At 66.4% G+C, this 26,269-nt stretch carries 21 protein-coding genes and 1 tRNA gene; 17 read left to right on the top strand and 5 right to left on the bottom strand.

All coding sequences use genetic code 11. The features are described 5' to 3' along the window. Nucleotides 1-124 precede the first annotated feature (124 nt). The 8 genes from KO490_RS11055 (at nt 125) to KO490_RS11020 (ending at nt 9,215) form a co-directional block, all read left to right on the top strand. Nucleotides 125-742, top strand: coding sequence for a hypothetical protein (locus KO490_RS11055; RefSeq protein WP_216019471.1), 618 nt, complete (start codon nt 125-127; stop codon nt 740-742). Continuing rightward, nucleotides 742-1,617 (top strand): glycosyltransferase family 2 protein, encoded by an 876-nt coding sequence (locus KO490_RS11050; RefSeq protein WP_216019470.1) that lies wholly within the window; start codon nt 742-744, stop codon nt 1,615-1,617. The genes KO490_RS11055 and KO490_RS11050 overlap by 1 nt, the downstream gene beginning before the upstream one ends. Before the next feature lie 120 nt (nt 1,618-1,737). Then, on the top strand, nt 1,738-2,247 hold the full coding sequence (gene fabA / locus KO490_RS11045) for a bifunctional 3-hydroxydecanoyl-ACP dehydratase/trans-2-decenoyl-ACP isomerase (protein ID WP_216019469.1): 510 nt from the start codon (nt 1,738-1,740) through the stop codon (nt 2,245-2,247). A 26-nt stretch (nt 2,248-2,273) separates the two neighbouring features. Continuing rightward, on the top strand, nt 2,274-3,503 hold the full coding sequence (fabB, locus tag KO490_RS11040) for a beta-ketoacyl-ACP synthase I (protein WP_216019468.1): 1,230 nt from the start codon (nt 2,274-2,276) through the stop codon (nt 3,501-3,503). 22 nt (nt 3,504-3,525) lie between these two features. Continuing rightward, nucleotides 3,526-4,314: an enoyl-ACP reductase gene (locus tag KO490_RS11035; RefSeq protein WP_216019467.1), complete on the top strand. Its 789-nt coding sequence runs from the start codon at nt 3,526-3,528 to the stop codon at nt 4,312-4,314. A 20-nt stretch (nt 4,315-4,334) separates the two neighbouring features. Beyond that, nucleotides 4,335-5,162 carry an alpha/beta fold hydrolase gene (locus KO490_RS11030; RefSeq protein WP_216019466.1) on the top strand — a complete coding sequence of 276 codons (828 nt, stop codon included), beginning with the start codon at nt 4,335-4,337 and terminating at the stop codon, nt 5,160-5,162. 107 nt (nt 5,163-5,269) lie between these two features. Then, entirely contained in the window at nt 5,270-5,818 is a 549-nt protein-coding gene (locus KO490_RS11025; RefSeq protein WP_216019465.1) for a PAS domain-containing protein, read from the top strand. Beyond that, on the top strand, nt 5,811-9,215 hold the full coding sequence (locus tag KO490_RS11020; RefSeq protein WP_216019464.1) for a chemotaxis protein CheB: 3,405 nt from the start codon (nt 5,811-5,813) through the stop codon (nt 9,213-9,215). The genes KO490_RS11025 and KO490_RS11020 overlap by 8 nt, the downstream gene beginning before the upstream one ends. A gap of 19 nt (nt 9,216-9,234) precedes the next feature. Here the strand turns inward: KO490_RS11020 and KO490_RS11015 are convergent, their stop codons facing one another. Next, nucleotides 9,235-9,822 (bottom strand): TetR family transcriptional regulator, encoded by a 588-nt coding sequence (locus tag KO490_RS11015; protein ID WP_216019463.1) that lies wholly within the window; start codon nt 9,820-9,822, stop codon nt 9,235-9,237. 109 nt (nt 9,823-9,931) lie between these two features. Between KO490_RS11015 and KO490_RS11010 the strand changes: the two genes are divergently transcribed. The 3 genes from KO490_RS11010 to KO490_RS11000 are packed head-to-tail and all read left to right on the top strand — an operon-like array spanning nt 9,932 to nt 15,579. Continuing rightward, the gene (locus tag KO490_RS11010) at nt 9,932-11,083 is read left to right on the top strand and encodes an efflux RND transporter periplasmic adaptor subunit (protein WP_216019462.1); all 1,152 of its coding nucleotides are present in this window, start codon (nt 9,932-9,934) and stop codon (nt 11,081-11,083) included. Nucleotides 11,084-11,089: 6 nt separating this feature from the next. Then, nucleotides 11,090-14,194, top strand: coding sequence for an efflux RND transporter permease subunit (locus KO490_RS11005; RefSeq protein WP_216019461.1), 3,105 nt, complete (start codon nt 11,090-11,092; stop codon nt 14,192-14,194). Then, nucleotides 14,191-15,579, top strand: a complete 1,389-nt coding sequence (locus KO490_RS11000) for an efflux transporter outer membrane subunit (RefSeq protein WP_303462943.1) — start codon at nt 14,191-14,193, stop codon at nt 15,577-15,579. Before KO490_RS11005 ends, KO490_RS11000 begins: the two co-directional genes overlap by 4 nt. A gap of 65 nt (nt 15,580-15,644) precedes the next feature. Here the strand turns inward: KO490_RS11000 and KO490_RS10995 are convergent. Next, nucleotides 15,645-15,731, bottom strand: a tRNA-Leu gene (locus tag KO490_RS10995). A gap of 78 nt (nt 15,732-15,809) precedes the next feature. Between KO490_RS10995 and lipB the strand changes: the two genes are divergently transcribed. From lipB to KO490_RS10975, 4 genes are all read left to right on the top strand, one after another. Further along, nucleotides 15,810-16,502, top strand: a complete 693-nt coding sequence (gene lipB, locus KO490_RS10990) for a lipoyl(octanoyl) transferase LipB (RefSeq protein WP_216019611.1) — start codon at nt 15,810-15,812, stop codon at nt 16,500-16,502. A 73-nt stretch (nt 16,503-16,575) separates the two neighbouring features. Then, complete coding sequence (locus KO490_RS10985) at nt 16,576-17,001, top strand: cytochrome c family protein (protein WP_216019460.1); 426 nt, start codon at nt 16,576-16,578, stop codon at nt 16,999-17,001. Between the two features lie 179 nt (nt 17,002-17,180). Further along, nucleotides 17,181-18,857, top strand: a complete 1,677-nt coding sequence (gene ctaD / locus KO490_RS10980) for a cytochrome c oxidase subunit I (RefSeq protein WP_216019459.1) — start codon at nt 17,181-17,183, stop codon at nt 18,855-18,857. A gap of 10 nt (nt 18,858-18,867) precedes the next feature. After that, nucleotides 18,868-19,362: a DUF2244 domain-containing protein gene (locus KO490_RS10975; protein WP_216019458.1), complete on the top strand. Its 495-nt coding sequence runs from the start codon at nt 18,868-18,870 to the stop codon at nt 19,360-19,362. On the opposite strand, the gene KO490_RS10970 is transcribed toward KO490_RS10975, so the two are convergent. Together KO490_RS10970 and KO490_RS10965 are read right to left on the bottom strand one after the other, a co-directional pair. Beyond that, complete coding sequence (locus KO490_RS10970) at nt 19,363-19,551, bottom strand: DUF3008 family protein (RefSeq protein WP_022706518.1); 189 nt, start codon at nt 19,549-19,551, stop codon at nt 19,363-19,365. A 39-nt stretch (nt 19,552-19,590) separates the two neighbouring features. Continuing rightward, complete coding sequence (locus tag KO490_RS10965) at nt 19,591-20,052, bottom strand: GatB/YqeY domain-containing protein (protein ID WP_216019457.1); 462 nt, start codon at nt 20,050-20,052, stop codon at nt 19,591-19,593. A 150-nt stretch (nt 20,053-20,202) separates the two neighbouring features. Here KO490_RS10965 and carA point away from each other — a divergent pair, with 150 nt between their 5' ends. Then, entirely contained in the window at nt 20,203-21,357 is a 1,155-nt protein-coding gene (gene carA / locus KO490_RS10960; protein ID WP_216019456.1) for a glutamine-hydrolyzing carbamoyl-phosphate synthase small subunit, read from the top strand. Nucleotides 21,358-21,427: 70 nt separating this feature from the next. Further along, nucleotides 21,428-23,455 carry a glycosyltransferase gene (locus tag KO490_RS10955; RefSeq protein WP_252727133.1) on the top strand — a complete coding sequence of 676 codons (2,028 nt, stop codon included), beginning with the start codon at nt 21,428-21,430 and terminating at the stop codon, nt 23,453-23,455. Here the strand turns inward: KO490_RS10955 and KO490_RS10950 are convergent. Continuing rightward, on the bottom strand, nt 23,452-26,232 hold the full coding sequence (locus KO490_RS10950) for a glutamine-synthetase adenylyltransferase (protein WP_216019455.1): 2,781 nt from the start codon (nt 26,230-26,232) through the stop codon (nt 23,452-23,454). The two genes, KO490_RS10955 and KO490_RS10950, sit on opposite strands and share 4 nt — an antisense overlap. Nucleotides 26,233-26,269: the final 37 nt, after the last annotated feature.

Below are 26,269 nucleotides of genomic sequence, written 5' to 3'. Positions count from 1 at the left end.
ATTGTGGTCTTAAAAACGCGTCATTGGCGCATATCGGCCCCCGAACGGGGCATGCGCGCCTTTTCCGGTCCTGCCGCCTGTGCCATAGGTTGCCCATCGTCAATGAACCGAGCAGGGGCGCCGGATGAAGAAGCTTGTCGCGATCGTCGTGATTCTAATTGCCGCGGCGGGGGGTGCATGGCTCTGGTCGCAGCAGCAGGGCCCCGCCCCGCAGGCCGAACTGCCCCAGCCGCAAGCCGAGCCGCCGGCGGCCGAGGCTCCTGCATCCGGGGGCGACGCCCAGATGGACCCGGAGGAAGCCCGCGCCGAAGAGGCTGCTGATGCTGCCGCCGATGCCGCAGCCGAGGCCGTTCGCGCATCCGAGGATGCGGGCGTGCCCCCGGCATCGGATGCCGCAGCCGAGGCCGAGATCGCCGCCGAAGCCGCCATCGCCGCGGCCGACCGCGCGGCCGAGGCCGCAGCGACCGAGCCCGAGGCCGCAACCGTCGAGGAGGCCGCCGACGCCGCCGAGACCGCCGCGGCCGCAGCCGAGGAGACCGCGACCGCCGCAGCCGTCGCCGCGCGGATCGAGACGCTGCTGACCCCCGAGGGCTTCGATGCCGCACAGATCGAGACGATGATCGAGGAGGCGCAGATCGACGATGCGCAGAAGGCCACGCTCAAGCGCCTCGTCCAATCCGCCAAGGACAATCCGCAGCTGCTTCGCGCCGCGCTCGACCAGGTCAAGGCGGTGATGCGCTGATGCCGGTCCTGCCCGTCACCGACAGGCAGGACTTCTTGTCCCGACCCCGCCCGCAGCTTGCGCGGGGTCCGATCGCGATTATCTTCGTCGAGGATCACATCGCGGTGTCGGAAACCGTCGCCCATCACATGGCCCGCGGTTTCCGCCATATCCTGCTGATGTCGGAACTGACCATCGACCTGCCCGAGGAACTGGCAGCCCGCGTCACGCAGCTGCGCCACGATTCGCGCAGGCCCGATGCCCATGTGGGCGGCGTGAACGCGGTCATCGCGGCCGTTCCTGCCGGGACCTGGCTCTATTACTGCTTCAACGCCGAATTCCTGTTCCACCCTTTCGGCGAATCCCGCAGCGTGGGCGAGATGCTGACCTTCCACACCGAGGAACGTCGCGACGCGATGCTGACCTATGTGGTGGATCTCTATGCCGGGGATCTGGGACGCTTTCCCGATGCGGTCGATCTGGAACAGCCGATGTTCGACCGGACGGGCTATTACGCGCTTGGGCGGAAAGGGGCGGACGGTCGGCCATGCGACAGGCAGCTGGATTTCCACGGCGGCCTGCGCTGGCGCTACGAGGAACTGCTGCCACCCGACCGGCGCCGGATCGACCGCATCGCGCTGTTCAGGGCCGCGCCCGGCCTGCGCGTCACCGCCGATCACCGCTTCAACATCGAGGAATACAACACCTATTCCTGCCCCTGGCATCACAACCTGACGGCCTCCATCGCGTCCTTCCGGGTGGCCAAGGCACTGGCCCGCAACCCCGGGTCGCGCGATCGCCTGGGCCGGATGACATGGCGCAATTCGCAGCCCTTCCGCTGGAGCAGCCAGCAGCTGATGGATCTGGGCCTGATGGAGCCCGGACAGTGGTTCTGACGGGTTTCCGTTACGGCACAGCCTTTCGCTTGCGCCTTTCCGACCCCAGATGATAGACCGTGCGGCAACTTGAAAACGCCCGTTCAGCCTGGACGGGCAGCAATGGAAGGCACGACACGCATGGCGATGACCAAGACCAGCTTCGACCGCGAGGATCTTCTTGCCTGCGCACGCGGAGAGCTGTTCGGCCCCGGCAACGCGCAGCTGCCCGAACCCCCGATGCTGATGATGGACCGCATCACCGAAGTATCCGAGGACGGCGGCGCGCATGGCAAGGGCCATATCGTCGCCGAGTTCGACATCGACCCCGACCTGTGGTTCTTCGGTTGCCATTTCCCCGGCAACCCGATCATGCCGGGCTGCCTCGGCCTCGACGGTCTGTGGCAGCTGACGGGCTTCAACCTGGGCTGGCGTGGCTGGGAAGGCCGCGGCTATGCCCTGGGCGTGGGCGAGGTCAAGCTGACCGGCATGGTCCGCCCCGATCGCAAGATGCTGCGCTATCACGTGGACTTCACGAAAGCCGTGCAGACCCGTCGTCTGACCATGGGCGTGGCCGACGGTCGCGTCGAGGCCGATGGCGAGCTGATCTACCAGGTCAAGGACATGAAGGTCGCCCTGTCGACCAGCTGATGAATTCAATCCGAGGAGGCACCCCAATGCGGCGCGTCGTCATCACCGGCCTGGGCATCGTTTCGCCCATCGGTAACAATGCAGAAGAAGTCACCGAAAGCCTGCGCACCGGGCGCTCGGGCATCGTCTTTGCACCCGAATATGCCGAACACGGCTTCCGCAGCCAGGTTCACGGCATGCCCCAGATCACGCTCGAGGATCACATCGACAAGCGCAACCTGCGCTTCATGGGTCCGGGCGCGGCATACAATTTCATCGCCATGGAACAGGCGATCAAGGACAGCGGGCTGGAAGACGGCGACGTCTCGAACCCGCGCACCGGCCTAATCATGGGGTCGGGCGGTCCGTCCACGTCGAACTTCTTCGATGCGCACCGGATCGTCATCGAAAAGGGCGCGCCCAAGCGCATGGGTCCCTTCATGGTGACGCGCTGCATGTCGTCCACGAATTCGGCCTGCCTGGCCACGCCCTTCAAGATCAAGGGCGTCAACTACTCGATCACCTCGGCCTGCGCGACATCCGCGCATTGCATCGGCAACGGTGTCGAACAGATCCAGATGGGCAAGCAGGACATCGTCTTCGCCGGCGGCGGCGAGGAACTGGACTGGACGCTGTCCTGCCTGTTCGACGCGATGGGCGCGATGTCGTCGAAATACAACGACACCCCCGAAACGGCCTCGCGGCCCTATGACGCGACGCGCGACGGCTTCGTGATCGCGGGTGGCGGCGGCGTCGTCGTCCTCGAGGAGCTGGAGCACGCGAAGGCGCGCGGTGCCAAGATCTATGCCGAGGTCACGGGTTACGGCGCGACCAGCGACGGCTACGACATGGTCGCCCCTTCGGGCGAGGGCGGCGAACGCGCGATGCGGGTGGCGATGGGCACCCTGCCCGAAGGCCGCAAGGTCAGCTATATCAACGCGCATGGCACCTCGACCCCCGTGGGCGATCTGGGCGAGATCCAGGCCGTCCGCCGCATCTTCGGCGAGGGTTCGACCCCGCCGGTCAGTTCGACCAAGTCGCTGACCGGGCACAGCCTGGGTGCGACCGGCGTCCACGAGGCGATCTACAGCCTGCTGATGTTGCAAAATGACTTCATCGCGGCCTCGGCGAATGTCGGCACTCTGGACCCGGAAATCCAGCCGGGCGAGATTGCGACGGATCGCGTGGACGATGCAGGGCTGGATTCGATCCTGTCGAACAGCTTCGGCTTCGGGGGCACCAACGCCTCCCTGCTGATGTCGCGCTTCCACGACTAAGAACAAGAGCAACGAGGACATCATGGGCGATCTTCTGAAGGGCAAGCGCGGGCTTGTGATGGGGGTCGCCAATGAGCGCTCCATCGCGTGGGGGATCGCCAAGGCGGCCGCCGCCGAGGGGGCCGAACTGGCCTTCACCTATCAGGGCGAGGCCTTCGGCAAGCGGGTCGAACCGCTTGCCGCCTCGGTCGGGTCGGACCTGCTGCTGGACGTGGACGTGACCGACGACGCGTCGCTGGACGCGGCCTTCGCGTCCCTGCAGGACAAATGGGGCAAGCTGGATTTCCTGATCCATGCCATCGCCTATTCCAACAAGGACGAATTGACCGGCCGGTTCATCAATACCAGCCGCTCGAACTTCAAGCACAGCCTGGAGATCAGCTGCTATTCGCTGATCGAGGTGGCCCGCCGTGCGCATCCGATGATGACCGAAGGCGGGTCGATCATCACGCTGACCTATGGCGGGTCGAACCGCGTCACGCCCTTCTACAACGTCATGGGCGTCGCCAAGGCCGCGCTGGAAAGCAGCGTGCGTTACCTGGCCAACGATCTGGGCCCCGACGGCATCCGTGTGAACGCGGTCAGCCCCGGCCCGATGAAGACGCTGGCAGGCGCCGCGATCGGCGGCGCGCGCAAGACCTTCCGCCACACCGAAGCCAACGCCCCCATGCGCGCCAATGCGACGCTGGAGGCCATCGGCGGCACCGCCGTCTGGCTGCTGTCGGACTGGGGTGCCTGCACCACGGGCGAGGTCGTGACCGTCGATGGCGGCTATCACGTGCTGGGCATGCCCCAGAGCGAGAACCTGTAACCTAGGGCAAGGGGGCGACCATGCAGCATTTCGTTGCGGATGACGGCGCGAAGATCGCGTTTCGTGGCGAAGGCGAAGGGCTGCCCCTTCTCTGCCTTGCGGGACTGACGCGGAACATGGCGGATTTCGATTACGTCGCTCCGCATCTGTCGGGCGTGCGGATGATCCGCATGGATTACCGCGGGCGGGGCGCGTCGGATTTCACCGGTCAGGACAGCTATACCGTGCCGCGCGAAAGCCGCGATGCGCTGAACCTGCTGGACCATCTGGGCATCGACCGGGCGGCGATCCTCGGCACCTCCCGTGGGGGGCTGAACGGGCTGTTCATGGCAGCGACCGCGCGCGACCGGATGATCGGACTGTGCCTGAACGATGTCGGCCCGGTGATCGAACGCGACGGGCTGCACAAGATCTTCGACTATGTCGGCCGCAACCCTGCTGCCCGCACCCATGCCGAACTGGCGGAACGCCTGCCCGATCTGATGACCGGCTTCGCCAATGTCCCCGAGGGGCGCTGGCTGCAGGATGTCCGCAACCATTACGAAGAGACCCCCGAAGGGTTGCGCATCCGCTACGATCCCGCCCTGCGCCAGGCGTTCCTTGCCGCGTTCGAGGGCGAGGCCCCCGATCTGTGGCCGCTGTGGTCGGCGACCGATGGCATGCCCGTGGCCCTGATCCGAGGTGGAAATTCGGATCTTCTGTCGACGGAAACCGCCGATCGGATGGGCCGGATGCGCCCCGACATGATCATGGCCGACCTGCCCGATCGCGCGCATGTCCCCTGGCTGGACGAACCCGAGGCCCTGACCGTCCTGAACGCCTGGATCGATGCCTGCATGCGGCGTTGAAACCCTACAATTTTGCTGGGCTCATAAATAAAGGTTAGCTTGTTGCACCCTGACCTTAAGCATAGTCTAATGGGGCATTTCTATCCTTTCGGACCCACAGGAGCCTCATGCTGCGCGCCCAGTTTCACGAACCGCCCGAGGCGCTGACCGCCCAGTTCGAGCGGTCGCGCATTCCGCTTGCGCTGGCGCATGGCAGCGGCGACATGCCGCTCTGCCTTGTGAATGACGGTTTCCTCAAACTGACGGGCTATGGCACCGAAGACGTGGTGGGTCACAACTGTCGCTTTCTTCAGGGGGCCGACACGCCGCGGGAACAGATCGGCGCGATATCGACCTTTCTGCACCACAAGGGCAGCGAGGACGGCCGCTTTCCGATCCTGAATTACCGCGCCGATGGATCCGAATTCACCAATCTGGTGTTCATGTCGAAACTGCACGGCAAGGACGGCGAATTGCGTTTCGTCATCGCGTCGCAATTCGACATGGGCAGACACCGGCAATCGCCCGATCTGCTGACCAACGATACGGAGCTGAAGGGCAGCATGGCAGACGTGCGCAGGATCGCGGGCCAGTTCGGCATGATCATGGCCGACAGTTCCGTCATCATCGCCCGGTCCATCTCGACACTTGCGAGGCTCGCGATCCGCGATGAATGACGAGACGCCAAAGCGTGACGAGACACGGCAGGATTTCGCGGTCGTGGCCATCGGTGCATCCGCCGGCGGGCTCGAGGCGCTGCAGGACCTGCTGCGCGATGCCAGCCGCGACGATCCGGCAGCCTATGTCATCATCCAGCATCTGGACCCGACCCATGACAGCGTCCTGGCCGAGCTTCTGGACCGCCGCACGGCGCTGACCGTCCAGCAGGCCCAGCACGGAACGCTGCTGCGTCCCGGTCAGGTCTATACCATCCCCCCCGGTTCGCGCATGCTGATCAAGGAGAACCGGCTGGTCCTGACGGATTTCGAACAGCCGCGCGGGCTGCGCCGTCCCATCGACGACTTCTTCGAGAGCCTTGCACAGGCGCGCGGATCGTCGGCCGCCTGCGTGATCCTGTCGGGCACCGGCGCCGACGGGACGTTGGGCCTGCGCGCGATCAAGGAACATGGCGGCGTCTGCGTCGTGCAGGAGCCGCGCACCGCCCGCTATGACGGGATGCCGCTTTCGGCCGAGGCCACGGGCCTTGTCGATTTCGTGCTGGCCCCCGACCGCATCCTCGCCTCGATCATGCATTTCTTCGAAAGCCGCGACAACGACATGGCCGAAGAGAGCATGCTGGAGGATGCACGCCGCATCTGCGAACTGGTGCATGAACATTGCGGGCATGATTTCAGCGGCTACAAGATGACGACGCTGGTGCGCCGGATCCGCCGCCGCATGCAGGTGCTGGGCATCCAGACCTCGCGGGAATATCTGGCGCAGCTGGAACATGACTGCGACGAATGCGATGCCCTGCAGAACGAATTCCTGATCAACGTCACGCGCTTCTTCCGCGACCCCGAACTGTTCCGCACGCTGCGCGACCGCGCGATCCGGCCCATGGTCCGCGACAGCGACGGAGAGGAGCTGCGCATCTGGGTGCCCGGCTGCTCCTCGGGCGAGGAAGCCTACAGCATCGCCATGCTGGTGGATGCGGAAATGCGCGCCGCCGGGCTGCGACCGCGTTTCACCGTCTTCGCATCCGATATCGACCGCAAGATGATCGAGGTCGCGCGGGCCGGCAGCTATCCCATCAGCGCGTTGGCCGACATCCCCGAGGATCTGCGCGGCGAATACACGACGCATCGCGATTCGCTGATGCAGATCACGCCGCAGCTGCGCGACCGGGTGCGGTTTTCGCTGCACAGCGTGCTGCGCGATCCGCCCTTCGCGCGGGTCGATCTGATTTCCTGCCGCAATCTGCTGATCTATCTGGACGAGGGGCTGCAGGCGCGGGTGCTGCCGCTGTTTCATTACGCGCTGCGTCCGGGCGGTTACCTGTTCCTGGGGCCGTCGGAAGGCGTGCGCCGCGAATCCGCGCATTTCGAGGAACTGGACCGTCCCGCGCGCCTGTTCCTGCGCGACCAGGCGACCGCCCGCCTGCCGCTGTCCCTGCCCTTCCGCAGCACCACGCAGAATGAACGCAACCAGGACCAGCGCCAGTCCGGCGGGTCCGAGCGTCCCTCGGTCACCGCGGCGCAGCGCCGTGTGCTGGACCGCTTCTCGCCCGCGTCGCTGCAGGTGTCCCGCGCCGGAGAGGTGGTCTGGTCCGCAGGCCGCCTGTCGCGTTTCCTGTCGGTCGATCCCACGGCCCGCAAGCCCGTGCTTGCCCAGCAGATCGTCCATCCCGGCCTGAAGGAGGCCGTCACCGCAGCGATCGATCAGGTCACCACCGCGAACCGCGCCGTGATCATCCGCGATCTGGTCGCCCGCTCCGAGATGGGCTCGCAGGCGGTGTCGCTCTTTGCCGAACCCCTGCCCGATCGCAGCATCCTTCTGGTCTTCCAGGAGGCCGCGCATGTCCAGGAATCGGACTCTGATTCTGACACGGACGAACTGAGCATCACCGAATCCCGCGCCGATCTGCTGGAGGAGGAGCTGCGCCTGACCCAGATCGAGCTGCATGGCGCGGTCGAGGAACTGGAGACGGCGAACGAGGAGCTGAAGAGCTCGAACGAAGAAATGATGTCGATGAACGAGGAGCTTCAGTCCACGAACGAGGAACTGAGCACCGTCAACGACGAGCTGAAATCCAAGATCGACGACCTGACCGCGGCGAACAGCGACCTGCAGAACTTTTTCTCGGCCACCAAGATCCCGCTTCTGGTGGTCGATCGCGAGATCCGCGTGCGCAACTTCACCAATGCCGCGCTGCAGATCTTCCCGCTGCGCCGGTCGGACCATGGACGCCCGCTGACCGACGTGTCGAACGTCTTCGCCAGCCCCGAGCTGGAAAGCATGGCCCGAGAGGTCATCCGGACCGGCGAGGCGCAATGGGCCGAGATGACCGAGGCCGCCGAGGATCGCGTCTGGCGGATCGACGCCAAGGCCTATCGCGGCCCCGAGGGGAACCTGGAAGGCGCGATGCTGGTCTTCGAGGATGTGACCGCTCTGCGCGACCTGCGCATCCAGATCGAACGGCAGGAGGACCGGCTGAATTCCGTCCGGCACCTGGCCCGGATCGCGGTCTGGCAGCTGGACCGCAGCGGCCGGACGATCACCGTCGACGACAGTTCGGGCCTCTTGGGCGTGGGACAGACGGCCGAGCTGCCGCTGCAGGCATTCGCCGGGCTGATCGCGCCCGACGACCGGGACGCCCTGCTGGCCGATCTGCGCGGCTGCGCCGAAGGCCGCGGGTTCCGCCGCACGGTGCGGCCCTCGTCGAACGGCCATGCCGATACCCGGCTGGAGGCCGCGGGCGAGATCGTGGGCAGCGGCGCGAATGCCCGCGTGCTGGGCGTGATGGTGGACGTGACCGCCGCGCAATCGGCGGCGGACCTGCGCGAGGCCGTCATCCGCGAGATGGACCACCGGGTGAAGAACCTCTTTACCCAGATCTCGGCCATGCTGCGGATGGCCGCGCGCGAGACCGACGATGTCCGCGAGGTGGTGCAGGAAGTGTCGTCGCGCATTTCCGCACTGGCCAGTTCGCACAGCCTGACGACGGCCAAGGGCGGCACGCGGGAATTGTCGCTGCGCGAATTGATCGAGACGTCGCTCGCGCCCTATCGCGGGGCGAATATCCTGCTCGAGGGTGGCAACGCCCCCGTCCAGCCCGCGAACGTGGTGCCGCTGTCGCTGATCCTGCACGAACTGGCGACGAACGCCTTCAAATACGGCGTTCTCGGCCCGGTCGAGGGGCAGCTGCACGTGACTTGGGCGACCCAAGGCGACGATCTGGTTGTCACTTGGTCCGAGGAATATGCCGGCCCCCGCACCGACATCCGGCCCGAGCGCGGCTTCGGATCCGTTCTGCTGGAAGGTGCCGCGGCCCAGATCGGCGCCGAACTGTCGGTGGATCAGACCGAGACCCATCGCAGCACGCGGCTGGACTGGCGGGGCGGCGCGTCCTGATCATTCCTTGTCCCCGTCCTCAGGTCGAGGACAGGGACTCGCATATCTTGACCAGCTGTTCGTGGACCATCTCGGGGATGCGCTCGATCGGCATGTCGTCATCGGACGCCCATTGCCGGGTCGCGTTGCCGAACGCATGCATCGTCATGTGCGACATGATGTCGGCCTGCCATTGCGATCCCGGCCCCAGCCGCCGCTGAAGATGGTCGCCGATGACCGTGGCGATGGTTTCCAGCGTGTCGCGGAACGAACAGGTCAGGTCCGGCAACTGGTCCAGCATCGTCTCGAGCATGCGCAGCGTGGGCCGGTCCGGGGGGCTTGTCTCGACCAGCTGGCGTGCGACGGCGGTCAGATCGTCCAGCACGGGCCGGTCGGATGTGGCCAGCCATGCGCTGTCTTCGGCGCCCAGCACCGGCAGCGGCCCCAGAAGCGCCGCCTGCTTGTTCGGGAAATAGTTGAAGAACGTCCTGGTGCTGATCCCGGCCCCATGCGCGATCGCATCCGTCGTCACTGCCGCAAGGCCCTGGTCCATCACCAGCTTGAGCGCAGTCGTCTGGATTTCGCGGGCCGTCTGGCGACGGCGCCTGTCACGCAGATCTGTGTTCATAATACCGGCAATTCCGTTTGCGTTTCCGGCAAACATTGCATAGTCGGCAAGGACGTGCAATACGCGCCCGAAGGGCCGACGCAGCGTCCGGCCGCAAGCGGAGACAGTGATGCGCGACTTTATTCAGATGACCGGCGCCGCGCTCGGCGCGTCGATGATGCTGGCCTCCGTTGGCTTCGCGCAGGGGATGCCTCCGAAGACGGTCGGCGTGATGCAAGTCGAGGAACAGGACGTTCCGCGCATCTTCACCCTGCCCGGACGCGCCGTGGCTGCCAATGCCGCCGAAATCCGCCCCCGCGTCAGCGGCATCGTGACGGAGGTGCTGTACGAACCGGGTCAGGAGATCGCCAAGGGAACGCCGATGTTCCGCATCGACGCCACCACCTACGAGGCCGGCGTCGCGGCGGCCCAGGCCGATCTTGCCGCCGCCCAGGCGACGCTGACCGAGGCGGAATCGTCCCTGTCGCGCAACCGCGCATTGCTGGGGTCGGGCGCCACGCAGGCCGCTGTGGACAGCGCGCAGGCCACCCGCGATCAGGCACAGGCGCAGGTCGATGCGGCCGAGGCCGCCCTGGTGCAGGCGCAGGCCGAACTGGACTGGACCACCGTCACAAGCCCGCTGGACGGGATCGCCAGCGTGGCCGACACCTCGATCGGCGATCTGGTCACCGCGAACCAGGCCGACGCGATGGCGACCGTCACCCAGCTCGACCCGGTCGAGGTGGACATGTACGAGCCCTCCTCGCGCTTCCTGACCGTGCTGGACGACATCAGCGACGGCAGCCTGCGCCTGAACGAGGAGCTGCGCGCCACCCTGACGCTGGAGAACGGTCGCACCTATCAGGCCGTGGGCGAACTGATCGCGCCGGGGGTCACTGTCTCGACCTCGACCGGGTCGATCGACACGCGCTTCCGCTTCGACAATCCCGAAAAGCTGATTCTGCCGGGCATGTTCCTGCGCGGGCAGGTGGATCTGGGGGTGACCACCGCGATCCTGGTGCCCCAGACGGCGGCCACGCGCGACAAGATCGGCCAGCTGTCGGCCTGGGTGATCAAGGACGGCAAGGCCACCCGGCGCGACCTGACGACCGAAGGAAGCTATCAGAACCAGTGGATCGTGATCGACGGCCTGGAAGACGGCGAAACGCTGGTGGTGGAAGGGGCCTCGGGCCTGTCCGAAGGGGCAGAGGTTCAGACCGCCCCTGTCGTGATCGACGAGAACGGCGTCATCCGCGACGCCCCCCAGCCCGAAGCGGAGTAAGGCCAGATGGCACGTTTCTTCATCCATCGCCCCGTCTTCGCCTGGGTGCTGGCACTGGTCACGATGCTGGTGGGGGCCATGGGTCTCAACAGCCTCGCGATCGAACAATATCCGCAGATCTCGCCCACGACCGTCCGCATCAGCGCGACCTATACCGGCGCCTCGGCCGAGATCGTGGAAAGTTCGGTCACCACGGTGATCGAGGACGCGATGACGGGCCTCGACGGCCTGACCTACATGACGTCGACATCGACGCCCAGCTCGACCTCGATATCGCTGACCTTCGACGACAGCGTGGACCCCGACATCGCGCAGGTGCAGGTCCAGAACAAGCTGCAGCTGGTCACCTCGCAGCTGCCCGACGTGGTTCAGCAGCAGGGCGTGCAGGTCGAACGCTCGACCAGTTCGATCCTGTTGGTGGGCGCGCTGACCGCGCCCGATGGCGGCTATGACACGGTCGAACTGGGCGACCTGGTCGCGCAGCTGATCGAGGACCCGGTCAAGCGGACCGAGGGCGTCGGCTCGATCAACACCTTCGGGTCGGGCTATGCCATGCGGATCTGGCTGGATCCGATGAAGATGGTCCAGTATCAGGTCACGCCCTCGGACGTGACCTCGGCCGTGTCCGAACAGAACACCAACGTGACCGTCGGCGATCTGGGCGCCCAGCCCAGTGCGCAGGGCCAGCAGATCACGGTGCCCGTCTCGGCGCAGTCGCAACTGTCCACCGTCGAGGAATTCGAGAACATCCTGCTGCGCGTGGCGACCGACGGTTCGACCGTGTTCCTGGGCGATGTCGCCCGGATCGAGATCGGGCAGGAAAGCTATGGCGGCAATTCCCGCCACAACGGCAACCCGGCCGCGGGCTTCGCGGTCAACCTGGCCACCGGGGCGAACGCCGTGGACACGGCCGAACGCGTCCGCCACACGATCAACGGGGTGGCCGACCTGCTGCCTGCCGGCATCGAGATCGTCTATCCCTACGACACCTCGCCCTTCGTCGAACAATCGATCGAGCAGGTCTATCACACCCTTGCCGAAGCCGTGGTGCTGGTCTTCCTGGTGATCCTGGTCTTCCTGCAGAGCTGGCGCGCCACGCTGATCCCGGTGATCGCGATCCCGGTCGTGCTGCTGGGCACCTTCGCGATGCTGGCCTTCGCGGGCTTTTCCATCAACACCCTGACCATGTTCGCCATGGTGCTGGCCATCGGCCTTCTGGTCGACGATGCCATCGTGGTGGTCGAGAACGTCGAGCGCGTGATGGAAGAAGACGGCCTGGGCCCTGTCGAGGCCACCGAGAAGAGCATGAACGAGATCACCTCGGCGCTGGTCGGCATCGTGCTGGTCCTTTCGGCGGTGTTCCTGCCCATGGCCTTCATGACCGGATCGACCGGCGTGATCTATCGCCAGTTCTCGGTCACGATCATCACGGCGATGGTGCTGTCACTGGGCGTGGCGGTCATCCTGACCCCCGCCATGTGCGCCAGCCTGCTGAAGCCGCGCGACCACAAGGGCGGGATCGCGCCCGCCCGCTGGTTCAACCGCAACATGGACCGCACGACCAACGGCTATGTCGGCGTGGTGTCGCGGCTGATCCGCCGCCCCCTGCGCCTGCTGATCGTGTTGGTGGCCATCGGCGGCGGCATTGCCGCGCTCTATGACCGGCTGCCCAGTTCGTTCCTGCCCGACGAGGATCAGGGCGTGGGCCTGGTGCTGATCCAGGGCCCCGACGGATCGACCAGCGAGCAGACCAAGGCATTGGTCGAGAAGGTCGAGAACTACATGCTGACCCAGGAAACCGAGACCGTCGAATCCGTCTTCGCCGCCCTGGGCTTCAGCTTCCAGGGGACCGGGCAGAACAACGCCATGGTCTTCGTGAAGCTCAAGGACTATGCCGACCGCAAGGATGGCATCGCCGATCTGGTGAACCGCGCCAACGGGTTCTTCTTCACGACGAACCGCCAGGGGCAGGTCTTCGCGCTGCAACCGCCCGCGATCCAGGGGCTTGGCACCTCGTCGGGCTTCACCATGTACCTGGTGGATCAGTCCGGCCGGGGCCAGGACGCGCTGTCCGCCGCTGCGGACCAGTTGGTCGCCACCGCGCAGCAGGACGGGCGCGTCACCAGCCTGCGTGGCAACGATGCGGCCACCCAGACCGCGCTGCAGCTGGATATCGACCAGCAGAAGGCCGCGGCCTTCGGGCTGTCGATTTCCGAAGTGAACGCCATGCTGTCGGTGATCTTCGCGGGCAGCGAGGTGAACGATTTCGCGCTCGGGAACGACCTGCGCCCGGTGATCGTGCAGGGCGATTCCGACACGCGCGGCCAGCCCGAGGATATCGACCGCTGGTATGCGCGCAATTCCGATGGCGAAATGGTGTCCTTCGGGGCCTTCTCGACCCGGTCCTGGGATCAGGAACCCCAGTCGCTGGCCCGCTATGGCGGCACCCGCGCGATGGAGCTGAGCGGCGCCGCCAGCCAGGGCCTGTCGTCGGGCGAGGCGATGATCGCGATGGAGGAGATGGTCGCGGACATGGATGGCGGCTACGGTTCGGCCTGGACGGGCCTGTCCTACCAGGAACGGCTGTCCGGCAACCAGGCGCCCATCCTCTTTGCCCTGTCCGCGCTGGTGGTCTTCCTTGCGCTGGCCGCGCTCTATGAAAGCTGGTCGGTGCCGCTGGCGGTCATGCTGACCGTGCCGGTGGGCATCCTGGGTGCATTGGCGGCCGCGCTGTTCTTCGGCCAGTCGAACGACGTCTACTTCAAGGTGGGCCTGCTGACGACCATCGGCCTTGCCGCGCGAAACGCGATCCTGATCGTCGAATTCGCCGAAGCCCAGATCGCCGAGGGCAAGAACATGCTGGAGGCCGCGGCCATCGCCTCGCGCCAGCGACTGCGCCCGATCCTGATGACCACCTTCGCCTTCATGCTGGGCGTGCTGCCCCTGGCCACCGCCTCGGGGGCGGGCGCGGGTGCGCAGAACTCGATCGGCATCGGCGTTCTGGGCGGCATGACCTCATCCGCGGTGATCGGGATCTTCCTGGTGCCGGTCTTCTATGTCGCCGTGCTGACAGTGCGGCGGATGTTCACCCGAAAGGAAAAGACGACGTGACACATCAGGCCATGACCTGCCGCGCCGCGCTCTCGTTGACGGCAATGCTTCTGCTGACGGCCTGTGCGGCCGTGGGCCCCGATCCGATCGATCTGCCCGCCCCCCGGGTCCAAGCCTCGTTCGAGGGCGGCTCGGGCGGAACCGCCGGCAAGGTCGGCACGAACGCCTTCTGGTCGGAATATCGCGACCCGGTCCTGTCCGACCTGATCGCGCAGGGCCTGGACAACAGCATCGACATCCTGATCTCGAACGAGATGCTGCGCGCCGCGCGCGCCGATGTCGAGGGCACGCGCCCCTGGGCATCCCAGGTGACGGGCAGCGGGCCATCCCTCGAGCGCACCCGCAGCGGCGGCGACGGCGCCCCGGTGACGACGACGACCACCTCCAGCCTGTCGGCGGGCTTCGTCTTCGACCTCTTCGGGGGTGCGCGCCGCGAACGCCAGAGCGCCGAGGCCGCCTATGCCTCGCAGGAGGCCGAGGTCGAGGTCACCCGCATCGCCTGGCTGGCCGAGGTGATCAACGCTTATGCCGATGCCCGCTATTATCAGCAGGCGATCGCACTGACGCGCGACACGCTGTCCGCGCGTCGCCAGACCCTGTCCATCACGTCCGAGATGCAGGACCTGGGCCTTGCCACCGATTACGACATCGCGCAGGCGCAGGCACTGGTCCAGACGGCACAGGCGAACCTACCGTCCTACGAGGCCAGCTTCAACAGCCAGGTCTTCGCCCTCTCGACTCTGCTGAACATGCAGGCGACGCCGCTGATGGAGATCATGAAGCGCGGCGCGCAACAGCCGCGCATCCCGGCAGGTCCGGGCACCGGCGTTCCGGCGGAACTGCTGCAGAACCGCCCCGACGTCCGCGCGGCGCGTGCCGATCTGGCGCAGTCCCTGGCCGAAGTGGGGGTGGCCACGGCCGACATGCTGCCGTCGCTCACGCTCAGCGGGACGGTCAGCGACAGCGGCGGCAGCGACGCCTGGAGCTTCGGTCCCAGCATCTCGGTTCCGATCACCTCGCTCGGCTCGTTGAACGCGGTCCGCAAGCGGCGCGTGTCCGAGGCCCGTCAGGCCGACCTGGAATGGCGTTCGCAGGTCGCTTCCGCGATCGAGGACGTGCAGACCGGGCAGTCGGATCTGCGGCTCTATCGTCAGCAGGTCGATGCGTTGGATGCGGCCGCCGCGTCCTATGACCGCGCCTACGATCTGGCGCGCCAGAATTTCGAGGCGGGCGCCCTGCCCCTCGTGGACCTGCTGGATGCCGACCGCGAACGCCTGTCGGCACGTCTGTCGGCCGCCAGCGCACGCAACACCGCAGCCCAGGCATGGACAGCGCTGCAGATCGCCATCGGTGCGGGTGGTGCGGTGACCGCGATCGCGGAATGACGAACAGGGGCCGGGCCGCAAGGCCCGGTTCCCCGTCAGTTCCGTTCCGATTTTCAGGAAGGTGATGGTGCGGTCGAGAAGACTCGAACTTCCACTCCGGTTAAGGAACAGCGACCTCAACGCTGCGCGTCTACCAATTCCGCCACGACCGCATCCGGGCAGTGGCCGCGTCTTAGCCGAGCCTTTCGACCTTGAAAAGAGCAATAATGCAAAAATCCGTTCCTTTCGGCATGCGCTTGGCGATTGACGAAGCCGTCGACACGCGCCACATCGCCCCCATGGTGGAATGGATCGAAAGCACCGGCCTGACCGGATACGAGGATGCGGTGGCATTCATGGAGGCGCGCGTCGCCGCCATTCATCGGAACGAGGCCCCCGAGGCCGTCTGGCTGGTGGAACATCCGCCGCTCTATACCGCCGGGACCAGCGCGCAGGCGCAGGACCTGCTCGAGGCGCGCTTTCCGGTCCATCAGACGGGACGCGGCGGTCAGTTCACCTATCACGGGCCGGGGCAGCGCATCGTCTATGTCATGCTGGACCTGAACCGTCGCGGACGCGACGTGCGCGCCTTCGTGGCCAATCTCGAAACATGGGTCATCGCCGCGTTGGACGAGTTCGGCGTCCGAGGAGAGATCCGCGACGGCCGCGTGGGCGTCTGGGTGCCCCGCCCCGACCGCCCGCCCCTGCCCGACGGAACCATGCGCGAGGACAAGATCGCGGCCATCGGCGTCAAGCTGCGCCGTTGGGTCAGCTTCCACGGCATCTCGATCAACCTTGACCCGGACCTGTCGCATTACGGCGGCATCGTGCCCTGCGGGATCAGCGGTCATGGCGTCACCAGCCTTGTCGATCTGGGCCTGCCGGTCGAGATGGGCGATCTGGACGTCGCGCTGCGCAAGGGCTTCGACCAGGTCTTCGGCTGAGCTGCGACGAAGCGGCCGCTGGACGTCCGCCCCCGCCGCGCTACTGTCGCCGCGAACGACCCGGAGGATTCACATGATCAGAGCAGCCGCAGCCATTCTTGTCGCGTTCGCAGGCGCCGCCCATGCCCAGGCGGGCGACCCCGAACAGGGCGAATCCGAGTTTCGAAAATGCCGGTCCTGCCACATGATCCAGGATGACGAAGGCCGCGACATCGTCCGCGGTGGACGGGTCGGGCCGAACCTGTGGAACATCGTCGGCAGCCCGGTCGCCCATCAGGACGATTACCGTTACGGCGACGGGCTGCTTGCCGTGCGCGAGGCCATGCCGGACTTCGTCTGGACCGAGGAGGAGCTGGTCGCCTATGTCACCGATCCGACCGCATGGGTGCGCGAGAAGACGGGCGACGACCGGGCGCGCAGCAAGATGACCTTCAAGCTGAACCGCAACCAGGCCGACCTTGCAGCATTCCTGGCCGCGAACAGCCCCGATGCCCCCTGACGGCACATGCGCCCCTGCGGCCAAGCGTCTCTTGGCGGATCGCATTCGCGTGATAGAGTGAGGCGACAGGTCCACCTCACGCATGCGTGACGCATTGCCCGAAGCGCGAGGCTGGTCTAAAGAATGCGTGATATGCCGGCTGCCGCGCCGGACTGACGACATCTTGAGGGAGTTCGGGTATGGCAGACGCAGCCTCGCACGGCCACGAAGACCATCATGACACCCGCGGATTCTTCACCCGCTGGTTCATGTCCACCAATCACAAGGATATCGGTATCCTGTACCTGTTCACCGCGGGCCTTGCCGGCCTGATCTCGGTGACGTTCACCGTCTACATGCGGATGGAACTGCAGGATCCCGGCGTCCAGTACATGTGCACCGAAGGCGCGCGCTTCCTGGCGGACGCATCGCGCGAATGCACCCCGAACGGCCATCTGTGGAACGTCATGATCACCTATCATGGCGTGCTGATGATGTTCTTCGTCGTGATCCCGGCACTGTTCGGCGGCTTCGGCAACTACTTCATGCCGCTGCAGCTGGGCGCCCCGGACATGAGCTTCCCGCGCATGAACAACCTCAGCTACTGGCTCTATGTGGCCGGTCTCTGCCTCGGGATCGCGTCGCTTCTGGCACCGGGTGGCAGCCAGCAATCCGGTTCGGGCGTCGGCTGGGTGCTCTATCCGCCGCTCTCGACCAGCGAGCAGGGATACTCGATGGACCTGGCGATCTTCGCCGTCCACGTCTCGGGTGCCAGCTCGATCGTCGGTGCGATCAACATCATCACCACCTTCCTGAACATGCGCGCCCCCGGCATGACGCTGTTCAAGGTGCCGCTGTTCGCCTGGTCGGTCTTCATCACCGCCTGGCTGATCCTGCTGGCCCTGCCCGTCCTGGCCGGCGCGATCACCATGCTGCTGATGGATCGCAACTTCGGCACCAACTTCTTCAACCCGGCCGGCGGCGGCGATCCGGTGCTGTACCAGCACATCCTGTGGTTCTTCGGTCACCCCGAGGTCTACATCATCGTGCTTCCGGGCTTCGGCATCATCAGCCACGTCATCTCGACCTTCGCAAGAAAGCCGATCTTCGGCTATCTGCCGATGGTGCTGGCCATGGCCGCGATCGGGATCCTGGGCTTCGTCGTCTGGGCGCACCACATGTACACCGTCGGCATGTCGCTGACCCAGCAGAGCTACTTCATGCTGGCGACCATGACGATCGCGGTGCCCACGGGCATCAAGGTCTTCAGCTGGATCGCGACGATGTGGGGCGGCTCGATCGAGTTCAAGACGCCGATGCTCTGGGCCTTCGGCTTCCTGTTCCTGTTCACCGTGGGCGGCGTCACCGGCGTGGTCCTGAGCCAGGCTCCGCTGGACCGGGTGTATCACGACACCTACTATGTCGTGGCGCATTTCCATTACGTGATGTCGCTCGGGGCGGTCTTCGCGATCTTCGCGGGCGTCTATTACTGGATCGGCAAGATGTCGGGCCGCCAGTATCCGGAATGGGCAGGCAAGCTGCACTTCTGGGCGATGTTCATCGGCGCCAACCTGACCTTCTTCCCGCAGCACTTCCTGGGCCGCCAGGGCATGCCGCGCCGCTATATCGACTATCCGGTCGAATACGCGTTCTGGAACAACATCAGCTCGATCGGTGCCTATATCTCGTTCGCGTCCTTCCTGTTCTTCATCGGGATCGTGTTCTACACCCTGTTCGCAGGCAAGCGCGTGACCCAGAACAACTACTGGAACGAATATGCCGACACGCTGGAATGGACGCTGACCTGCCCCCCGCCCGAGCATACCTTCGAGCAGCTGCCGAAGCGCGAGGACTGGGATCACCGTCACGCCCACTGAGCGGGAAGCCATGCCTTATCGCTGGACAGAAACGGCCCCGGAGCAATCCGGGGCCGTTTGCCATGAGCTGACCCTCTGGCCGCATCGGTCGCTGCCGCGGCGCGGCTTCGTGTGGTTCATCGGGGCGACGGTGACGATGGTCGCCCTGCCGCTGATCGCGGTGATCGGAACGACGGCGCTGTGGCCGCTTCTGATCTTCGTGGCACTTGCGGTCGCGGGGGTGTGGTTCGCGCTGCACCTAACCTATCGCAGCGGCCAGACGCATGAGCGGCTGCGATTCGACGGCCGGCGGCTGGACTTGGTCAGGGCGGATCCCGGACGGCCCGATCGCGAATGGCGCACGAACAGCTTCTGGGTCCGTGCAACGCTGCGGCCGGGTCCGGTCGAAAGCTATCTCGTGCTGACGGATGGCAGACGAGAGCTGGAGCTGGGGGCGTTCCTCACCCCCGAGGAACGCCGCGCCCTGTCGGATGACATCGCGCGGCGCCTTGCATCGCTGCGATGATCAGTCGTCATCCACCTTGTCGGGCAGATCGTCGTGATCGGTCGAGGCGAAATCCTCCAGCTCGTCCTCGGACATGCTGTCATACATGTCCTTCGACGCGCCTTGCAGGTCCTTGACCTTGGTTTCGCCCCGTTTCGCCGAAAGCGCCGCACCGGCGGCGCGCTGCTGAGCCTTGGATCTTGCGGGCATGAGTCACCTCCTGCCCGCTTGAACGCACCGACAGGCGCGTCAGTTCATCAGGCGTGCCTTGACCAGACCGCCCGCGGCGCCGAAATCCATCTGACCGGCGTGACGTTCCTTGAGGACGCCCATGACGCGCCCCATGTCGCGCAGCCCTTCGGCCCCGGTCTCGGATACGGCGGCATCGATCGCGGCGCGGGTTTCCTCTTCGGTCATCTGGCGCGGCAGGAATTCCTGGATGATCGCGATTTCCTGTTCTTCCTTCGCGGCCAGTTCCAGGCGGCCACCCTCTTCGTAGGCGCGCGCCGATTCCTGGCGCTGCTTGACCATCTTGGACAGGATCTGGATCAGATCGGCCTCGGTCAGGGTGCCGTCGCCATCGCCGGTCCGGGCCGCGATCTCGCGGTCCTTGACGGCGGCGCCGATCAGGCGAAGGGTGGACAGACGGTCGCTGTCGCGTGCTTTCATCGCATCCTTGGTCGCGGCTTGCAGCTTGGCTCGCAGATCCATCTTGCTCTCCATCGGGGCGGGCGACGGAAGGGTCGCACCGGAAAGCTGACCTTCTAGGCCGGGGCGTGGTGCAATACAAGCTTGCCAAGCCGCTTGACCTTGCCGCCCCAGCCCCCTAATTACCGGCTGATTTCAGACCAGAGGTGCCAAATGGCCAAGAAACCGACCGCCTGCCTGGCGCTAGCCGACGGAACGATCTTCTATGGCCATGGGTTCGGGTCACCCGGCGAAGTGGTGTCCGAGCTGGTCTTCAACACCGCGATGACCGGCTATCAGGAGATCATGACCGATCCCTCCTATGCGAGCCAGATCGTCACCTTCACCTTCCCCCATATCGGCAATACCGGCGTCACCGCCGAGGATGACGAGGCGCAGGATCCTGTCGCCAGCGGCATCGTCGTGCGGTGGGACCCGACCGATCCGTCGAACTGGCGCGCCACCGACGAGCTGTCGGAGTGGATGGCCCGTCGCGGCCGCATCGGCATCGGCGGCATCGATACCCGCCGCCTGACCCGCGCGATCCGCCAGCAGGGCGCGCCGCATGTCGTGCTGTCCTACGACCCCGAGGGGAATTTCGACATCGAGGCGCTGGTCGCCAAGGCGCGCGACTGGACCGGCCTCGTCGGGCTGGACCTGGCCAAGACCGTCAGCTGCGCCCAGACCTATCGTTGGGAAGAAGGCGGTTGGGAATGGGGCCAGGGCTTCGGCACCTCGCCCGAACCCAAGCCCTTCAAGGTCGTGGCGCTGGATTACGGTGCCAAGCGCAACATCCTGCGTTCGCTGGTCGCGTCGGGCGCCGAGGTCACCGTGCTGCCCGCCACCGCCACCGCGGCCGAGGTTCTGGCGCATGAGCCCGAGGGCGTGTTCCTGTCGAACGGTCCCGGCGATCCGGCAGCCACCGGCGAATATGCCGTTCCGATGATCCGGGAACTGCTGGGCCACGATCTGCCGATGTTCGGGATCTGCCTTGGACACCAGATGCTGGCGCTGGCGCTTGGGGCCAAGACCGTCAAGATGAGCCACGGCCATCACGGCGCGAACCATCCCGTGCGTGACAACGAGACCGGCAAGGTCGAGATCACCTCGATGAACCATGGTTTCGCGGTGGACAGCCAATCCCTGCCCGAGGGCGTGATGGAAACGCATATCAGCCTGTTCGACGGCAGCAATTGCGGCATCCGGATGACCGAACGGCCGGTCTTCTCGGTCCAGCACCACCCCGAGGCATCGCCCGGCCCGCAGGACAGCCTGTATCTGTTCAAGCGGTTCACCGAATCGATGCGCGATCGTCGCGAAAAGGCGTGAACGCCCGTCAGGGTTAACCCTGCATTAACCAAGGCGTGTCAGGAAAGGGCGTTCCACAAGGGGAATGCCCATGGCCCTGACCGCTTTGATGCCCAAGCCCGCCAATCTGCCGCCCGGCGAAATGGGCGTCGTCCTGCGTGGTCCATCGGCGGCCCCGCAGGAGAAGCGGACCCTTGGGCAGATATTGCTGGAAGACGGGGCACTGAACCCCGCGCAGCTTCTGCGGGCCCATGCCCTGCAGAAGCGCCACGGGACCGGGCTGCCGCAGGTGCTACTGTCGGAAAACCTGGTCGCGCCTGCCGATCTGGCCCGGGCCCTGTCGCGGCGCTGGCGCACCAGCTCGATCGATCCGCGCCAGACGCCCCCCGACCCCCGGCTGATCGACAGGCTGGGCGCGGGCCTGTGCCTGACGCATTCCATCCTGCCATGGCGTCGAATCGGGGGCGTGACCTGGATCGCGGCCGCCCATCCCGAACGCTTCGACGCGGTGCTGCCGCATCTGCCGCCCGATTTTGGCCATGTTCGCATGCTTCTGTGCAGCGAGGATCAGATCCACGAAAGCATCCTGTCGCTGCGGGGCACCCGCCTGGTCCGCCAGGCCGAAGCAACGGTTCCCGCATCCGAAAGCTGCCGCACCCAGGATCAGGCCCGCATGGGCCGGCTTGCCATCGGGGCGATGGCGTTGCTGGCGGCCGGACTGTGGCTTGCCCCCGTGCTGATCGCCACGCTTCTGACCATCTGGGCCACGTTGACACTGCTCAGCCAGAGCGGGCTGAAGCTGCTGTCGTTCCTGGCCGCACGTCGGCATCGGGTGCCCGATCTGCCGGATGACGTGCCCCTGCCCGTCATCTCGGTGATGGTGCCGCTGTTCAAGGAAAGCGATGTCGCGGGCAAATTGGTCGCGCGGCTGGCGCGGCTGGAATATCCGCGCCACCTGACCGATCTGCTGCTGGTGATCGAAGCCAGCGACGACGTGACCGAGACCGCGCTGAAGGGCGCCACCCTGCCCCATTGGATCCGCGTGGTGCGCGTCCCCGACGGGCCGATCAAGACCAAGCCCCACGCGCTGAACTATGCGCTGAACTTCTGCCGGGGCGATATCGTGGGCATCTGGGACGCCGAGGACCGCCCCGACCCCGATCAACTGCACAAGGTCGCGCGGCGCTTCCACGTGGCACCGGCGGATGTCGCCTGCCTTCAGGGGGCGCTCGATTTCTACAATCCGAGAACGAACTGGCTGGCGCGCTGCTTCACCATCGAATACGCCGCCTGGTTCCGCGTGCTGCTGCCGGGCGTGGCCCGGCTGGGCCTGGTCGTGCCGCTTGGGGGGACCACGCTGTTCTTCCGCCGCAGGATGCTGGAAGAGGTCGGGGCCTGGGACGCCTGGAACGTGACCGAGGATGCCGATCTGGGCGTCCGCCTTGCGCGCCGCGGCTACCGGACCGAAATCATCGACACCACCACCGACGAGGAGGCCAACTGCCGCGCCCTGCCTTGGGTCAAGCAGCGGTCGAGATGGCTCAAGGGCTATGCGATGACATGGGGGGTGCATATGCGCGACCCGGTCGCGCTGTGGCGCGATCTGGGCCCGCGCAGGTTCTGGGGCTTTCAGGTGCAGTTCTTCGGCGCGCTGTCGCAATACCTGCTGGCCCCCGTTCTCTGGAGCTTCTGGCTGCTGAGCGCAGGCCTGCCCCATCCCATGCGCGGCCCGCTGGAAGGCTTTGTCGGCGGCTGGGTCATGCCCGCGCTGTTCGTGCTGTTCCTTGCCTCCGAGGCATTGTCGATCTTCGTCGGCATGCGCGCGGTCCGGGGCGCCAAGCACCGCCACCTGATGGCCTGGGTGCCGACGCTGCACCTCTATTTCCCGCTTGGCTGCCTTGCCGGTTGGAAGGCCATCTACGAGGTGGTCACCAAGCCGTTCTATTGGGACAAGACCGCCCATGGCCTGTTCGTCGAGCCGCAGGAGCCCGAGATCCCCGCCCTGCCCGAGGGGCTGGTCCAGATCCCCGTCATGGGCAAGATCGGCGGGCGTTCCCTGTCCGAGGTCGCAGCCGAGATGCAGGCCCAGGCCCAACGCGCGGCCAAGGTCGCAAGCTAGGGCAGCCGGGCCCCGATCAGGGTCGCGGCATGCGCGCTGCGATCCGTCATGTCGGACTGCAGCGCGTCCATGTCGGCCGCGCCCGTTTCCCGCAGCAGGAAGCCCTGTCCGCCCTTGCCGATCGCCTCGGCGTTCAGGGGGGCATCGGTCAGCAGCCGACCGGCAGCATGAAGCCGCCACAGCCTGCGCCACGCCGATGACAGCTCCTCGGCCGTCTGCGCATCAATCAGCCCCGCCCGCTTGCCCGCGCGCAGCTGCGCCAGCGTGCCCCGCGCCGGATCGCCCGCCCGCAAGGCGCAGGATTGCGCGAACAGGTCGATATCCTGCAACCGCCCCGCCCCGCGCTTGGCATCCAATGGCCCGGTGGGCTGCTTGGCCGCGAACAGGCGGTCGCGCATCTCGGACAGGTCGGCCATCACGTTTGGCGCATCGCCCCGTTCGCGCAGCACCTGCATGCGCAATTCCTCGACCCGGTCGGCCAGCGCGCTGTCCGTTCCGCTGCGGGCCACGACGCGTGCCCGCGTCAGGGCCAGGTGTTCCCAGGTCCATGCCTCGGACAGCTGATAGCTCTCGAAGCTCTGGACCGAGGTCGCGACCGGCCCCTGCCGCCCCGAGGGGCGCAGCCGCATGTCCACCTCGTAGAGGCGTCCCTCGGCGGTGGGCGCGGTCAAGGCGGTGATCATCGCCTGCGTCAACCGCGCGTAATAGGGGCGCGCCGACAGGGGCCGCGGTCCGTCCGATGCCTCGACCCCATCCGCGTCGTAGATCACGATCAGGTCCAGGTCGGACCCCGCGTTCAGCACCCGCGCGCCAAGCGATCCCATCCCCACGACGACCGCCCCCCGCCCCGGGGGCGGCCCATGCCTGCGCGAGAAATCCTGCACCGTGACCGGGAACAGCGCCGAAACGCAGGCGCCTGCCAGATCGGCATATTGGACGGCGGCCTCGTCCGCGTCGATCAGGCCGCGCAGATGGTGGACCCCGATGCGGAATTCCCATTCATGTGCCCAACGCCGCGCGGCATCCAGCGCGCGTTCATATCCGCCGCCGGGGGCATTCAGCGCATTCTGCAACGCGCGCGTCAGTTCGCCCTGCAGCGCGGCCTCGCCCGGCCAGGCGGCAAAGAAGCTGCCCCCCAGAACCGCGTCCAGCACGGCCGGGTGCTGCGCAAGATAGGCCGCAAGCCCCGGCGCCGTCCCGCAGATATCCACGATCAGGTCGATCAGCTGGGGATTGGCCTCGAACAGCGAAAACAGCTGCACCCCGGCGGGCAGGACCGACAGGAAGCTGTCGAAACGGGCCAGCGCCTCGGTCGGGTGGCCCGATTGCGCCATGCGGTCCAGAAGCTGCGCCTCGATCCGGCGGAAGATCTGCTGGGCGCGGTCCGATCGCAGCGCGGCATAGCCGTGCCAGCGGTCGATGATGGCGCGCGCCTCGTCCGAAAGGTCGGGGGCGGGCGTCGCGGGTTCGGCAGGGGCGAAGAACTCCTCGGTCAGTTCATGCACGCGGGCAAGCCGTGCGCGCAGATCCTTGCAGAATCCGTCCGGATCGGTCCGCCCTGACAGGGCCGCGATCACGCGCAGCCCGTCCTCATCCCTGGGCAGCGAATGGGTCTGCGCGTCGTTCACCATCTGGATGCGGTGTTCGATGTCGCGGTGCTGGCAGTAATGGTCGATCAGTTCCTCGGCCACGTCGGTGGGCACCCAGCCCTTGGCAGCCAGCGCGCGCAGACCGCCCACGGTGTCGCGCTGGCGCAGCTCGCGGTCGCGCCCGCCCGCGATCAGCTGGCGCGTCTGGGTGAAGAACTCGATTTCGCGGATGCCGCCGCGGCCCAGTTTCAGGTTGTGGCCGGCCACTTCCAGCTTGCCACCCAGGCCCTTGTGATCGCGGATGCGCAGCCGCATGTCATGGGCGTCCTGAATGGCCGCGAAATCCAGATGCTTGCGCCAGACGAAGGGCCGCAATTCGCGAAGGAAACGTTCGCCCGCCGCGACGTCGCCTGCACAGGCGCGCGCCTTGATGAAGGCCGCGCGTTCCCATGTGCGGCCCTCGGCCTCGTAATAGGCCAGCGCCGCGGCGGTCGAGATGCAGACCGGCGTGACCGAGGCATCGGGACGCAGCCGCAGATCGGTGCGAAAGACATAGCCATGCTGCGTCACGTCGGACAGCGTCGCGGCCATGCGCCGGGTCGCCCGGATCAACGCGGCGCGGGCCTCCATCTGGTCGCCTTCGGCATAGGCGGTTTCGTCGAACAGCACGATCAGGTCGATATCCGAGCTGTAGTTCAGCTCTCCCGCTCCGCCCTTGCCCATGGCCAGGGCGAAGATCCCGCCTGCATCGGCATCGGTCGCGGGCAGCTTGCCGCGCCGGATCTCGGTCGCGACATGGGCGCGCAGGGCCAGATCCACCGCGCGGTCGGCCAGGTCCGACAATGCGCCGGTGACCTTCTCCAGCGGCCAGACGCCGCCCAGATCGGCCAGGGCGACCAGCAGTGCCACGCGTCGCTTGGCCTGGCGCAGCGCGGGGCCAAGGGCGTCCGTGTCCAGAGTTGCAAAACCCTCGGTTTCCCGCCCGACGATGCCATCGGGATCGGGCTGTTCGCGCAGCCAATCGGCCTCGGCCCGGATCAGCCCCGCCAGATAGGGGCTGGACCCGGCCGTCCCCGCGATCAGGTCGCGCAGGCCCCCCGGCAGGTCGGGAAACAGCGCGGCCGCATCCTCGGCGCGGGTGCGGTCGATCGGGATGGGTGTGCGGGTGATGCGATCGGCAAGGGTCATGCCCGGCATGTTTACGAGGCCACGCCGGACAGTCAAC

The organism is Paracoccus sp. C2R09 (assembly GCF_018860625.1).
Classification (GTDB): Bacteria; Pseudomonadota; Alphaproteobacteria; order Rhodobacterales; family Rhodobacteraceae; genus Paracoccus.
Note: the sequence above shows the minus strand (reverse complement) of the source record. Positions and strands in the feature narration are given on the sequence as shown.